Below are 13,786 nucleotides of genomic sequence, written 5' to 3'. Positions count from 1 at the left end.
TCAGCTTCCGATTTCATCCAAAGTCAGAAACTCAACGCCTTCAGGCAGTGAGCGTAGTCGTGTTTTGAGGAAATAGGGAGCGACTTCGAAAGCCTCAAGTTCGCTGATTTTGAACCAGCGGAAGATAAGGTCGACATCCTCCTCCGCGCCGGGAACATCCTCGTTAAAAGGAATGGCGTCAGGATCGGCCAGTTCGGTGAGATACAGCGTGGCGATTTCGTGGAAACGCGTCTGGTGATATTGGAAAAAATTCTCGACATACCACAGTGGGCGAATCACGCGCGCCGACATACCCAGCTCTTCTTCCACCTCACGGACCACGGTGTCGCTGGAGAATTCGAAAAACTCCACGCGGCCGCCCGGCAACGTCCAGAAATTATCCTGCACCGCTTTGTGCAGCAACACATGATCCTGGTGGATAATCACCGCGGCGCTGCGGAAATTAAAGCGATTGTCGCCAACATCAAACTTCAACATGGTTTACTCCTTGAAAACCGATCTAAATATTTTCTCCAAACCGCCACAGAACGCCGCTGGGGTCCGTCAGGGTAAAATCCAGCATGCCCCAGGGCTGCTCCACCACCTCCGAAAGACGAACCTTGTATTTCTCCACTACGCCCGACTCCACTACCTTCTTCCGCCAGGCGTGAATATCTTTGACCAGAACATGCATCATGAAGTTTTCAGCGTGTTCCTTACGGTAAAAGTCCTGCAGTAAAAAGCTGCTATTCCCATGATGGAAATAAGCAACGCCGCCGCCATCGGAAGCCTGGGTAAAGCCGATATCCCGGTAGAAAGCTTTGGATTGCTCATAGTCTTTTGCCGGCACGAATGCCTTTATTTCCACGATGTCTTCCATGGGGTTTCCTCTTGCAGCTAGTAACGGGGGGCTGAAGTCGCCGGCGCGCGGCGCTGTGACAAGCGCAGTCAGTGTACACTTTTTGCATTTAAATCATAACCTTATATCCACATTTCACTCATAGGCTCCGTGCATCCTCACCGACGCGTTCCGTCATTCGCGCCCAGACAAAACAGCTGTGCGACCATTAAACGCCTAGGGATTCCTCCCTCCTTAAAACATCCCCTGTTTCCATGCCGCAGCCGCGTTCTATAGTGGCTGTTTGCGGCCGTACATTGGCGCCAGTGCGAATTTTTGCGCGGACGAAACGCCAAGCGCTGACTGGCGCTCATCAACATACTGATAAAAGGACTTAATGATATGGCGAACGAATCAGGCTCATCCCCCACCCTCATTACGGAACATGGCGATGTCTACGTCAAAAAAGGCAAAGATGCGGCGCTTCAACTCATCAGAGAAATGGAAAGTTACGCGGACAACCTTACGCCCACCCAGTCCTACGCCGAAACCCTGAGCATGTGGGGCGCAGTCGGCGCGATCGCCACCACTGTCGGCACAATGTCGTCAATCATCGGGTTGAAGAAGAAGGGCGCCGTCAATGAATTCGAGCTGGAGATCATTAATCACTCCAGCTACACCATCGCGCCGTTTCAAAGCAAATCCGACAACTTCGGTTTTCAACAGGCGGTGCGACCGTTAGTGCCAGGGGAAACCGGGTCGATCAAAGCAAAAACCTCAGGCTTTCAACCCGGTAAGTCCCATTACGAGTTCACCTTTATGATCGGCTCCAACGCCAGCAACTGCGTGGACGTGCATACCACCATTGAGTTGCGCAGCTCCGGCGTGTGGCGCTTGAACCACTTTTATATCGACGGCCGCGATCTCTGGTTCAACGAGGATGGCTACAGACGCGCCTACCTGGGTTTCGCCGGTAAAGACGACTACACCTCTTTCAGCCTCAGCGACATGGGAGCGGACCAACATAAAGGCAAAGTCTCGCTGTTTTTCTCGGATTACGTGTGAGCCTCCCATCATCCCAACCAACACAAGGAATCCCCCATGGACATCAAGGACGCAAACCTGAACTACACCACGACCAACGGCTCCTTCTCCATCACCCAAGGCCACGGAACCGGGCAGCAGGCGGTCAGCTCCTTCCACAAATACTATTTGAGCAGTTTCACCAGCTCCTCCCTGTCCCGGGACATAGAAGGCGGCGCCAGCGGCTGGGATAAACTGGGGGCCACCGCCAGCGTGGTCGGCGCTATCGCCGGAGTGGCGGGACTGGGACTAGGCGACAAAGGCAGCGAAGACCTCGTCGTATTCGATGTGAGAAATCTCAGCGCCATGCCGCTGGTGGCTTATGACGTCAACACGTTCGGCGGCGGCGTGTACATCGACAAAATCCCTTCGCCATTGGGATCGGGCGAATCCTCCACCTGGGAGATTTCATCCAACGAAGAATTCGAACCCAATGAAGACAGCGCCGCCATCAGCTTTTTGATTGGCGACGCCAACCGGCATATCGATGTGACGCTTTACTACGCCATGGGCGGCGGCAACCGCTGGTATATACAGAAGGCGATTATTGACGGCGTGGCGTCCGCCCTGATTCCCACCTGCGACTACGGCGAAGACAACATGACCTGCCTGTGCTTCACCAGCGGCGACTATGAGACGCCTTCCTTCGCCATTTTCACCTACTCGGTGTTCTACGCCAGCGCCAGCAGCTATATCGTGTTTGCGCCTTATTGAGCCAACACGCAATTGCGTGAGCCTGACGCAGAAAAAGCAGAACGGCCCGCCAAACGCCGATCTGCTGAGAGATTCCGCTCCGTTGCGCGAACTAGCCGAGCAGCAACGGAAACGCCACTTCGCCCGCCGCCGACGCCCAGTTGCGCACCAGCTCCGCCACCACGGCGTTGGTGCTGGTCAGACGCACACCCGCGCGCTCCATGCGACGCCAGGACATCTCTTCGGCAATCTGGTTGGTTGAGCCGCATGCGTCACATACGACCTGTACGTTAAAGCCTTCCTCCACCGCGCTGATGGCGGGAGACACCATGCACACGTCCGTGGTCACCCCGGCCATCACGAAATTGCGCTTGCCTGTGCGGCGACAGGCTTCCGCGAACGCAGGATCATCCCAGGCGTTCACTACGCCAATGCGTTTGATGCGCGCCGCGAATGCATCCGGGGCGATGGCTTCCAGTTCAGGCATCAGAGGGCCCTGCACGTCGACATTGCTTTCCTGACTGGAGGTGAGCACCAACGGCATGCCCACGCCCTGGGCGAATGACGCCAGAATGATCACATTGCGTCGCAGCAGCTCCAGGGGGGTCGTGGAGGCCCAGGTGTTAGTGCCGGTCTGGTGATCGATCAAAATCATAGCGGTGTCGTCAATGTTGAAGCGCTGCATCTCAGTTACCTCGTTAGTGGAGTCAGTGAGATACTACATTGATCTATTTGAAAGATAATGGCCGCCATTGCTATTCTCTTTTTCATATTTGCAACAATAACTAGCCACCATGAAAGACCTGTCCGCCTTGCAAAATGTCGCCCTGTTTGTGGAGGTGGCGCGCACCCGCAGCTTCAGCCGCGCCGCGGAGAATCTGGGGTTGTCGACAGCCACCCTGTCCCGACGTATCCGCGCGCTGGAGCGTGAGTCAGGCATCAGCCTGTTCACCCGCACCACTCGCCGTGTAGAGCTGACGGAGGCGGCGCGCCGTTACTTTGAACGCTGCGAACGTCTGGTGGACGAGGCTTTCAATGCGCAGGAAGCCTTGTTTGAGGAAGCCAAGCGTCCGCAAGGCACGCTGCGACTGTCCATGCCGGTAGACCTGGGCGTGCACTATATCGCGCCTTTACTGCCGGAATTCGCTCGCCGCTATCCGGGCATCGACTTCGAAATCGACCTGTCTCCGCAGCATCGCGACCTGGCCAGCGAGCAGATCGATGTAGCGATTCGGCTCGGCGTGGTGAAGGATCAGAACCTGGTAAGCCGACGCATTGGCTGGATCGAGCAAGGCCTGTTCGCCTCCCCGACTTACCTGCAACGTCAATCCGCGCCTTCCCATCCCGATCAGCTCAACGAGCGCGATTGCATCATCATTGGCGCGCAGGCTCAGGCGGTCTGGCGTCTGCAGCGCGCCGACGAAACCGTAGAGGTTGCGGTTAAAGGTCGGTTCGCGGTCAACAATGTCAGCCTGATGCGCGTGCTGGCGGAACGCGGGTTCGGCGTCGCCAGCCTCGCCACAGTCCTGGCCCGCGACGCGCTGGCCGAAGGACGCTTAATCCCCATACTGATGGACTGGACTGTCCCCCGTCTGCCGGTGCAGGCGGTCACGTCATCCCGTTTGCAAACCGCCTGCGCCAAAGCCTTTATCGATTATCTGGCCGACCGCTTCACCTCCATTTAAATCCATCCCGGGTTTCTGGTCCCACATGCCCTTGATCTGAGTCAGATTCCCCCAAGGTCTACTGGATTCACTCAGTAATAGCGTTAATAATAAGAAGGTTTCTCAATCTCACTTTCATTTAAAGGCGGTCGTATGAGCACGTTCGAACAGAAGCCTTTCCCTCTGGCGTTGGCGCAAGAGAGCGAAAGAGTGAAAGTTCACCTGTTACGCGGGGGCAAAAACCTGGAAATGCGTTTAACTTCTCTGGGGCTCAATGTGGGCTGCGAGTTAACTGTGCTGCACCGCAAGGGCGCTGATCTGGTGGTCGTGCGCGCCGATACGCGTCTGGCGCTGGGCGCCGGCATGGCGCAAAAAATCATGGTGGTGCGCGCGTGCGCCACAACCAGCAGTCATTGAGGAGCCTTCCCAAGAATGAGCAGCGTCAGTCTGAAAGATCTTAAAGTCGGCGATCAAGGCCGCGTCATGGGCTTCGGCGAAGGCGGCAAAAGCTATCGCCGCAAACTGTTATCCATGGGGTTGACCCCCGGCGTCGAATTCAGCGTCACCCGCTACGCCCCGATGGGCGATCCAGTGGAAATTCTGGTGCGCGGGTTTCGCCTCAGCCTGCGTAAAGACGAAGCAGGCAGTCTTCTTATTGAGAAAATCTAGCGTCCTCTGAAATACACGCAATCAGCCCGATCCCAAGCAGTTTTATTGGAGAGAGTAAGTCGATCATGGCCAGTCCGGAGCACAACACGGAAAAATACGTCATCGCAGTGGTAGGCAACCCCAACTGCGGCAAAACCACCTTATTCAACGCACTGACCGGCTCCAAGCAACGGGTGGGCAACTGGCCTGGCGTCACTGTGGAGCGCAAAAGCGGCCGCTTTTCATTTCAGGGCGTGGACTTTGAACTGATCGACCTGCCTGGCACCTATTCCCTCGATGTCTGCGAAGAAGATGTTTCCCTGGATGAGCAAATCGCCAGAGATTTCGTCGCCGAGCGTGAAGCGGACCTCATCATCAATATCGTCGACGCCTCCAACCTGGAGCGCAATCTCTACCTCACCTGCCAACTGCTGGAAATGAAGACGCCCTTGCTGACGGCGTTGAACATGATGGATGTGGCGGAAGAGCGCGGCCATGCGGTGGCTCACGACAAGCTCGCCAACCTGCTGGACTGCCCTGTCGTCCCTATTGTGGCTGCTTCCGGCGCTGGGCTGCCGCAACTGAAGGCGGCGATTCTGGACGCCGCGCGTCGCAAGCATATTTCCCATGCCGTCATCACCTATCCCTCCCCTGTCGCCAAAGCGCTGGACAGCCTGACTCCCATGCTGGCCGCGCACGCCGAGGGCAAATGCGATCCGCGCTGGCTGGCGACGCGAATGCTGGAAGGAGACGCCTCCGCCCTGAAACTGGCGGACTCGACACTCCGCGCCAGCGTAGAGGAACTGCAAGAGGACGTGGTGCGACAGCTGGAGGACGACATCGATATCTGTCTGGCGGACGCCCGCTACGGCTTCGTCAATCAGGTAGCCAGCGCCAGCGTCAAACGCAACCATGAAGTGCAGCGCAGCATATCCGACAAAATCGACCGCGTGGTCCTGAACCGGATGCTGGGCATTCCCATATTTCTGTTCGCCATGTATTTGATGTTCATGTTCACCATCAATATCGGCGGCGCGTTCATCGATTTCTTTGATCAATTCACTGGCGCATTGTTCGTGGACGGGTTCGGCGCGCTGCTGACCTCACTGGGAGCGCCGCAGTGGCTGCGTCTGCTGCTGGCGGACGGCATGGGCGGCGGCGTGCAGGTGGTGGCCACCTTTATTCCGATCATCGGCTTTCTATATCTGTTTTTGTCGGCGCTGGAGGATTCCGGCTACATGGCCCGCGCCGCATTCGTCATGGATCGCGCCATGCGCGCCATCGGTCTTCCCGGCAAGGCCTTCGTACCGCTGATTGTCGGTTTCGGCTGCAACGTGCCGGCGGTCATGGCCACCCGCACCATGGAGAAACAGCGGGACCGCATCATGACCATCATCATGGCGCCCTTTATGTCCTGCGGCGCACGTTTGTCCGTGTACGCTCTGTTCGCCGCCGCGTTCTTTCCCATCGGCGGACAAAACGTTGTTTTCGGGCTCTACATTATTGGCGTCGCCATCGCGGTGCTCACCGGTCTGGTAATGAAAACCACCCTGCTGCAGGGGCAGGCCACGCCCTTCATTATGGAGCTGCCGCCTTACCATATTCCCACGCTGAAAGGCGTTGGCATTCGCACCTGGGAGCGCACCCGGGGCTTCATGTTCCGCGCCGGCAAAGTAATCGTACCAATGGTGCTGGCCCTCAACGTGCTGAACTCCGTGGGCACAGACGGCTCCTACGGCAATGAAAACAGTAATAAGTCCCTGCTGAGCGAAATCGGCGGCGTCATCGCTCCCGCATTTGCGCCCATGGGACTGCGCGAAGATAACTGGCCCGCCGCGGTGGGCATCTTTACAGGCGTACTGGCGAAAGAAGCCGTCGTCGGCACATTGGACTCGTTGTACAGCGACCTGGCGAGAATAGAAGCGCAAGCCGCTGGCGAAGAACTGGAGCCAGATCCCGAATTCAACTTACTGGAAAGTGTGATGGCTTCCTTCGCCACCATTCCCGCCAACCTCGCTGACGCGCTGGGTTCCTGGAGCGATCCATTGGGTCTGGATGTAGAAAGCGCCGCCCAGGAACAAGCCGTGGACACGGGCACGTTCGGCGCCATGGCGGCGAAATTCGACGGCGCGGCGGGCGCTTTCGCTTATCTGCTGTTCATTCTGCTGTACATGCCCTGCGCCGCCACATTGGCCGCAGTCTATCGTGAAACCAACCTGAACTGGACGCTGTTTATCGCTGGCTGGACAACAGGCGTCGCCTACGTCGTCGCCACGGTGTTCTATCAAGCCGCCACGCTCAGCCGTCAACCTGCGCACGCACTCACCGTTATCGGCATCATGCTGGCGAGCCTGATTGCCGCCCTGGCGGCGCTAAGGTACTTGGGCGACAGGCAAAGTCCGACGCCGGCGGTGCCCCAATGATCCTGTCAGAAATACGCGACTACCTGCAAACCCACAAACGGGCCGCGCTCAAAGATATGGCCCACCGTTTCAACACGGAGCCGGACGCATTGCGGGGGATGCTTGATAAGTGGATCGCCAAAGGCCGGGTGGAAAAGCTGCCCCAGGGTACGCCCTGTAGCGGCTGCACCCAATGCGACCCTGGAGATATTGAAATTTACGTGTGGAAGGAAACGCCGCGCGTTCAGTAAGTATCAGTAATATAAATGCATCATGCCGAGCGCTTCATAACAGGATTTGGTGAAGTGCTCTTGAACCTCTTCATGCAAGGAATCCAGGTACTCACTTTCCTCATCCCCTTCCCGGACTTCCATGGCCTCGTCAACCCAGTCCTGAATCTCCCCACAAACATAAATATCCCAACAATTACTAATGCATTCCTCCGCCTGGATAGCGCCGGATCTCTCGTTGCCCGCATCAGCAACCAGCTCCCTGACTTCTTCGCCAAAATCTTCCATCATATCTTGCGCACAGGTACGAACCCGGCCCAATAACGCATCCAGGGTCTGGGAATCTATTTTTTCTAACATATCACTTACTTCTGTGTAGGGACCGAATGTTGACCAGGGATTCCTGATCTTGTTCAAAGGCTTGATTGATAACGCACTATTATAATCAATTCAACCCTGACGCACGTTCTCGAACGCTTTACCTTACTCAGGCTATCGCCAGTTTCTTGTCGCGTTCTGTCCGGCGCGCCACGATGCTCTTTGTTTTCAAAGCTGGCGGCGGCGCTGATTGTGGCGTATCACCCCTGGCGCTTTTTATCGGCAGCGAATATTTCACGATACGTTTAAGCACCGAGCCGAACTGTCGCAGAAAAGGTCCGGTATTGTAGTGTTGCCCGTATTTGTCGCAGATGGCTCTGACTTTGGGAGCGATTTCCTGATAACGATGGGCGGGAATATCCGGGAACAGGTGATGCTCAATCTGATGACTGAGATGGCCGCTCAACAGGTAAAAGCGACGACTGCCCTCAATGTTACCGGAACCGTGCAGTTGCCGCAGATACCACTGTCCCCGGCTCTCATTACGGGTTTCCTCCTCGGTATAAACCCGGGTGTCCGCTGTAAAATGCCCGCAGGAAATAATCGCGTAGGCCCAGACGTTGCGTATGACGTTCGCCGCCAGATTACCCGCCAACACTTTGGGCGCGCCAATGCCCGCCAAGGCAGGAAACAGCACATAATCTTTGCCGAGTTGCCTGCCCGCTTTACGCAGAAAAGGCTTTAACCGGCCCACCAGCTCCTGTCTGCTCATTTTTCCAGTCACCGCGCGCTCCAGCTCCAGTCCGAACAACGCCACGCCCCATTCGAAAGTCAGCGCCTGCGCCACGTTGTAAACGGGCTGTAGCAGGTAAATGGGCCGCCAGGGCTGCTCTGCGGTCAGGCGGGTGATGGTGTAACCAAAGTCGCGGTCTTTGCCGAGGATATTGGTGAACGTATGATGCTCATAGTTATGGTAGTGCCGCCAAGCGTCGCTGGCGCATACGAGATCCCATTCATAACGTTTTGAGTTCAAGGCGGGATCATGGGTCCAGTCGTACTGACCATGCATCAGGTTGTGCCCGACCTCCATGTTCTCCAGAATTTTGGAGAGCGACAGGCAGGCCACGCCGGCGACCACGCCCAGCGGCGTAAAGCTGACATGCAGCAAAACCCGTCCGGCCAGCTCTGAATACCTGACCGCATTGATCACACCGCGGATATGGTCCACATCCCGTTGCCCCAGATCGTCAATGACTTGCTGGCGCAAGTCGTCCAGCTCTTTCTCAAAGGACGCCAGTTCCGCAGGCGTTAACGCCCGACTGAGGGAATCGCGCATAACAAATCTCCTTGTTCGTACTGAATCATCAGATATCACACTTCAAGAGAGACATCGGTTATGGGAACGCAAATACACAACTGGATTTCTTCACTACCGCCGCTGGAGGCTTTGCCGGTGAGCAGATTACGAACCACGCCGGACCGTTTTCTGGCTGTACAGCTATGACAGATTCCCATCCGGCAACCACAGTGAGGGTGCAATCCAGCGGATTCAGCCACATCCAGCAGGCTCTGCCGACCGTCAGCGTCGACGGCGCAGGCGGAGCGCTCAAAGATCACCCGATGGGATGCAGTCTGCTCGGGCGCCGTTTGCTCCGGTTTGATTAAACCGCTAAATGCCCCGGTGAAGTCTTCGAAGCAGATACGCGCTTCGATGCCCTCTTCGCGCCAATGCTGCCGCAGTCGCTGCATTAATCCTTCAGGACCGCATACCAGCGTCCGTCGTTCACGGTAATCAGGAACCAGATGTTTAAGTTGATCGGGATGAAAGCGCCCTCCCTGCGTGTGAAAGTCTCCCCCGCCCGCCGTATAACAGATATGGACCGTCAGGTCGGGGCTCCGCGCAGCGGCGGTGCGAATTTCCTCCGCAAAAATCAGTTCATCCTGAGTGCGGGCGTAGTAAATGAGCACCAGGTTCCGAGAGCGTTCTTCAAGCTCATACAACATGGCTCGAATCGGCGTAATGCCGCTGCCAGCGGCGATCAGTAACAGCGACTCAGACAGTGACGTCGGCGCCGTGAATTCTCCCTGAGCCTGGCTCAGCAACAGCACATCCTGCTTCTGCAGATTCCTGTGCAACCAGGTGGAAACATGGCCGTCTTTTTTCTCTTTGACAGTGATGCGAATGCGCTGCGAATCACGCCAATCCGAAGACAGGCTGTAGCATCGCTGCTGGCGCACTCCGTCTATTTCAATCGTCACCATCACGAACTGACCCGGGCGAAACCCTTTCCACAAGCTGTTCGGTTGCAGGATAAAAGACTTACAGTCAGCGCTCTCTCTGACAATATCAATGACCCGCGCCTTAACCTGACGCCCGGACCATAGGGGAGATAAATGAGAAATATAAAACTCAGTCAACTCAGCTTTGAAAAGTCCGGATAGCCAAGTAGAGGCTATGTCACGCGCAAAGCCGATACTCGGCGCAGTGGGGAGACGACGGGGAATCCATGTCATGGCGGCGTCCATATGAAGAGGAGGTCTGGCTGAGTATACCGACGCCGAAACGATTTAATATACAGTTGTTCACAAATAAACGTGAGAATGTGACACGAATCTGATTATGACTACTGTGCCAACATCTTCGCAAAAACGTCCAATGGCCAGTTCTTTCTGTCCGATACCTGACCGTCGCCAATCTCCACCAAGCGCATGACCCCGTCCTGGCGAAGCGCCAGATCTATGGAATAAAACGGCGCATCAATGCGACGCGCTATTTCCCGACATAGCGCAGGAGGCTCGCCATGGGAAGAATAGGCGACGCCATTGAGGACAAAGTACCTCTGCTCCGAAGCTTCGTCGTAGTCCTCCACCCGCCGCAGCGCTACGCCGCCTTCTATGCCGCCGCGATGAGAGCGGATCTGACTCACGATCTCAACCACTTCCTCCGGCGAGCGTGCAATAGAACCCTGCCCGGTCGAGTTGGATTTCACGAAGTCTTTTACAAAAAAGCTTTCCCAGCCCAAACAGGAGACCTTGTGTAGCAGCTCATCGTCGTCCGAGAAGAATCGGGTTTCCGCCGTAAAGGGCCGACAGGCTTCATACCAGCCCGGTAAATGATGACAGCGCAGGTAATTTTCAAAAGACGTTATCGGCCTCCCGCCTGTTCCCTCAATCAACTGAGTCAGCTGGCGGTAACGCTCAGGAGCAAGCATCCAACCCCGATAAAGCACCGGCTCACCCGCCCCTATTGCAGGGCGTACATCACACAGACCGTTGTCCAACGCATCAATATCAACAACGGAACAACTCACGCCAACCTGACGAAACGCCGTAAATTCTTCCAGATAGGAATCATCTGGTTGCTGAGAGTGAAGAGGATGGGAGGGGAAAAGAAGTCTCATAAGGACAAGTCCAGTGAGCCGGCGAGCAGCCCGGTTTATTGTTTAATCACCGGGCTGACGCAATCAAAGAGGCGAGCGCCTGAGTTTTTCTAACAAATAGATAGAATGACACTATTTGCCTGTCGAATTAATCGTTTTCGCCCTCACGCAGCTTCAGCAGCTTATCGTGAATGACCGCCAGCTCTGGCTTGTGCTCCAGAATTTCTTCCGTAGTCAGGCCGTGCAATTCGTGGGGGAAAACCAACCATTGGTCCGTCTCATGTACGAAGTAGTCAGGCACTTTGTCGGTTTTGTTGTTGGACGGCTTAAAGTATGGCGTCGCAATTTTGATGTCCGGCGTATTCTTACGGCAGGCCGCTTTCAGATCCGTCACCACCTGCTGTACGCTCAAGCCGGTGTCGTACACATCATCCACGATCAGAACAGAGTCTTCCGCATTGACGCGCTTAACCATGTAGTTCAGGCCATGAACGGTAACATGACGACTTCTTTCGCCGATGCCAGTGTAGGAAGAGGTACGGATAGCGATGTGGTCCGACTCCACGCCCAGAAAATCGAGCAGTTCCTGCACCGCGATGCCGACCGGAGCGCCGCCGCGCCACACGCCGACGATGTAGTTAGGTCGATAGCCGCTCTCGTAAATTTTCAGGCCCAGTTTGAAGGAATCGTCTAATAGCTGTTGAGCGCTGATGAAAGTCTTTTCCACAAATTAACTCCCGAATAAGCCGGTGGAAGCCCGGCGAACCATCTGAGGAAGACGTTAGGCCGGAAAAAAGGTTGCATAAAATACAGGAAATTTCGGAGAACTCAACATAATAAATCCTGTTTTCGGGAAAATGCCAGGGGTTGAGCGACGTTCACGCAAGTCGCGCGGCCTTCCCGTTAACGTCCCTATTCACTCAGGGACACTTGGCAGCGTGATCTTACCCACCAATGATAGACACCCTGTTAAGCGAGTACACTACGCTACAGAGGTGAACTATGACCAAACAGAAAACATCAAACTCCAAATCTCGCCAACGTTATTCCGACGAGTACAAGGCGGAAGCCCTGGCGTTAGCTCAACGCATCGGTGTGAGCGCCGCCGCAAAGCAATTGGGTCTGCACGAGTCACAACTTTACAATTGGCGCAGTAAAGCGCCCGCCTGAAGCGTCAGTTGGCTGAACAGGCGGAAGAGCTTGCCGTGTTAAAAAAAGCGGCGGCGTACTTCGCCAAAAGCGTGAAGTGAGGTACGCCTTTATGCACTCTCACACAGGCCTTTTCCGCATCACTTGCATGGCGAGAGCGCTTCAGGTCTCAAGAAGCGGCTACTACGTTTGGCTCCATCGACAGCAACCCCCTTCTCTGCGACGACAGCGTCAGCAATCCCTGGACATCCAGGTTGGAGCCGATTTTGATAAAGCTAAAAAGCGTAATGGGGCGCCCCGGCTGACCAAAGACTTGGCGCAACAAGGAGTTCTGGCTAACCGTAAAACGGTGGCCAGGAGCATGCAACGCTTGGGCTTGAGAGCGAAAGCCGCCAGAAAGTTTAAGGCCACCACTCACTCCAGACATAGCCTGCCTGTGGCGGAAAACCTTCTTCAGCAGGACTTTAATGCAACGGAGATAAATCAAAAATGGGCGGGCGACATCACCTATTTGTGGACGGAAGAAGGTTGGCTGTATCTAGCCGTCGTGCTGGACCTGTTCAGCCGTAAAGTCATAGGTTGGGCGATGAGTTCGCGAATGAAAGATGCGCAGGGCCTTGCGCCGATCCTCGACGGTCAGTACTTTTGATTTAATGTAGCCTTAAGGGCTTCACCAATCAGCATGGATTCCGCCGGTAAGTTCTTGAGCTTGACATTTTCTTCTTCCAAGACTATCAAGCGTCAGGCTTCGAAAACCTCAAGGCCTCCGCACTTCTTGCGTCAGGTATAGAAAGTCGCATCTGAAATGTTGTGCTTCCGGCGGAGTTCTTTAATAGGAAGGCCAGCTTCGGCTTCCTTCAGAACAGCTATTATCTGCTCGTCATTGAATCGTTTTTTCATGTTCATCTTCCTCTCTGGTGATGAACATTACTAAGTTCAGAATGGATTAAAAAGTGGGGTGCAGATCAGGCTGAAAAACATATTCTGCGAGCAGATTCGGAAGAGAGAATAAACCGAGATATCGCGGAGACTACTGCGTTCAAGGACGGGCTTAAAGAGCAGAGCCAAACTTATGGGATGTGGTTTGTAGACGCTATCCGGGGCCTGATGCGGCCGCTGATTACTGTCTATCTGCTTGTTCTAGCGACGTTTGTCACCCTTAATATCAGTAGTCATGACCCTGTAAATAATTCTGTGTATCTGCCTGGTTGTTAGAGATACTCAGTCAAGCGATCTTCGAACTCGATCATAAATCGGTTCAGCGCTGACTTCCAATTCCTGATCGGCATCGTCCATTTCTTCGATGCATCCATGATCGCCAGATATACCACTTTCCTCGCGGAATCATCTGTGGGGAACAGTTTCCGCTTCTTGATCACCTTTCTAATGACGCTGTTAAGGG

15 protein-coding genes and 3 pseudogenes are annotated in these 13,786 nt (G+C 55.1%); 8 read left to right on the top strand and 10 right to left on the bottom strand.

The features are described 5' to 3' along the window. A complete protein-coding gene (locus tag ONV78_RS30695) occupies positions 1 to 477 on the bottom strand; it encodes an NUDIX hydrolase (protein WP_279508402.1) in 477 nt (158 codons plus the stop codon). A gap of 22 nt (positions 478 to 499) precedes the next feature. Continuing rightward, a complete protein-coding gene (locus ONV78_RS30690; RefSeq protein ID WP_216738410.1) occupies positions 500 to 859 on the bottom strand; it encodes a VOC family protein in 360 nt (119 codons plus the stop codon). A 360-nt stretch (positions 860 to 1,219) separates the two neighbouring features. Here ONV78_RS30690 and ONV78_RS30685 point away from each other — a divergent pair, with 360 nt between their 5' ends. After that, entirely contained in the window at positions 1,220 to 1,882 is a 663-nt protein-coding gene (locus ONV78_RS30685; protein ID WP_279508401.1) for a hypothetical protein, read from the top strand. A gap of 36 nt (positions 1,883 to 1,918) precedes the next feature. Beyond that, entirely contained in the window at positions 1,919 to 2,614 is a 696-nt protein-coding gene (locus ONV78_RS30680) for a hypothetical protein (RefSeq protein WP_279508400.1), read from the top strand. A 91-nt stretch (positions 2,615 to 2,705) separates the two neighbouring features. Here ONV78_RS30680 and ONV78_RS30675 read toward each other — a convergent pair whose 3' ends face one another. Beyond that, positions 2,706 to 3,278, bottom strand: coding sequence for an isochorismatase family protein (locus tag ONV78_RS30675; RefSeq protein WP_279508399.1), 573 nt, complete (start codon positions 3,276 to 3,278; stop codon positions 2,706 to 2,708). Positions 3,279 to 3,387: 109 nt separating this feature from the next. Here ONV78_RS30675 and ONV78_RS30670 point away from each other — a divergent pair, with 109 nt between their 5' ends. The 5 genes from ONV78_RS30670 (at position 3,388) to ONV78_RS30650 (ending at position 7,558) form a co-directional block, all read left to right on the top strand. Continuing rightward, a complete protein-coding gene (locus tag ONV78_RS30670; RefSeq protein ID WP_279508398.1) occupies positions 3,388 to 4,278 on the top strand; it encodes a LysR family transcriptional regulator in 891 nt (296 codons plus the stop codon). Between the two features lie 132 nt (positions 4,279 to 4,410). Continuing rightward, positions 4,411 to 4,674 (top strand): FeoA family protein, encoded by a 264-nt coding sequence (locus ONV78_RS30665; protein ID WP_216738405.1) that lies wholly within the window; start codon positions 4,411 to 4,413, stop codon positions 4,672 to 4,674. Between the two features lie 15 nt (positions 4,675 to 4,689). After that, positions 4,690 to 4,926: a FeoA family protein gene (locus ONV78_RS30660; RefSeq protein WP_216738404.1), complete on the top strand. Its 237-nt coding sequence runs from the start codon at positions 4,690 to 4,692 to the stop codon at positions 4,924 to 4,926. 65 nt (positions 4,927 to 4,991) lie between these two features. Then, positions 4,992 to 7,328, top strand: coding sequence for a Fe(2+) transporter permease subunit FeoB (gene feoB, locus ONV78_RS30655; protein WP_279508396.1), 2,337 nt, complete (start codon positions 4,992 to 4,994; stop codon positions 7,326 to 7,328). Beyond that, a complete protein-coding gene (locus tag ONV78_RS30650) occupies positions 7,325 to 7,558 on the top strand; it encodes a FeoC-like transcriptional regulator (RefSeq protein ID WP_216738402.1) in 234 nt (77 codons plus the stop codon). Before feoB ends, ONV78_RS30650 begins: the two co-directional genes overlap by 4 nt. 3 nt (positions 7,559 to 7,561) lie before the next feature. On the opposite strand, the gene ONV78_RS30645 is transcribed toward ONV78_RS30650, so the two are convergent. The 5 genes from ONV78_RS30645 to ONV78_RS30625 form a co-directional block, all read right to left on the bottom strand. Further along, positions 7,562 to 7,897 carry a hypothetical protein gene (locus ONV78_RS30645; protein WP_279508395.1) on the bottom strand — a complete coding sequence of 112 codons (336 nt, stop codon included), beginning with the start codon at positions 7,895 to 7,897 and terminating at the stop codon, positions 7,562 to 7,564. Between the two features lie 127 nt (positions 7,898 to 8,024). Beyond that, entirely contained in the window at positions 8,025 to 9,191 is a 1,167-nt protein-coding gene (locus ONV78_RS30640) for an acyl-CoA desaturase (protein WP_279508394.1), read from the bottom strand. A 35-nt stretch (positions 9,192 to 9,226) separates the two neighbouring features. Further along, positions 9,227 to 10,369 (bottom strand): ferredoxin reductase, encoded by a 1,143-nt coding sequence (locus tag ONV78_RS30635; protein ID WP_279508393.1) that lies wholly within the window; start codon positions 10,367 to 10,369, stop codon positions 9,227 to 9,229. A 110-nt stretch (positions 10,370 to 10,479) separates the two neighbouring features. Further along, the gene (locus tag ONV78_RS30630; RefSeq protein ID WP_279508391.1) at positions 10,480 to 11,256 is read right to left on the bottom strand and encodes an ATP-grasp domain-containing protein; all 777 of its coding nucleotides are present in this window, start codon (positions 11,254 to 11,256) and stop codon (positions 10,480 to 10,482) included. A gap of 127 nt (positions 11,257 to 11,383) precedes the next feature. Continuing rightward, positions 11,384 to 11,962, bottom strand: coding sequence for a phosphoribosyltransferase family protein (locus tag ONV78_RS30625; protein WP_279508390.1), 579 nt, complete (start codon positions 11,960 to 11,962; stop codon positions 11,384 to 11,386). A gap of 275 nt (positions 11,963 to 12,237) precedes the next feature. Between ONV78_RS30625 and ONV78_RS30620 the strand changes: the two are divergent. Continuing rightward, positions 12,238 to 12,985: pseudogene (locus ONV78_RS30620) on the top strand (IS3 family transposase); the annotation flags it as partial. Between the two features lie 3 nt (positions 12,986 to 12,988). Here ONV78_RS30620 and ONV78_RS30615 read toward each other — a convergent pair. Together ONV78_RS30615 and ONV78_RS30610 are read right to left on the bottom strand one after the other, a co-directional pair. Then, a pseudogene (locus ONV78_RS30615) lies at positions 12,989 to 13,284 on the bottom strand (transposase); the annotation flags it as partial. Positions 13,285 to 13,595: 311 nt separating this feature from the next. Next, positions 13,596 to 13,786, bottom strand: a pseudogene (locus ONV78_RS30610) (IS256 family transposase); the annotation flags it as partial.

Source organism: Hahella sp. CR1 (genome assembly GCF_029813005.1).
GTDB lineage: Bacteria > Pseudomonadota > Gammaproteobacteria > Pseudomonadales > Oleiphilaceae > Hahella.
The sequence above is the reverse complement of the archived record's forward strand: the minus strand, read 5'-3'. Positions and strand labels throughout refer to the sequence as shown.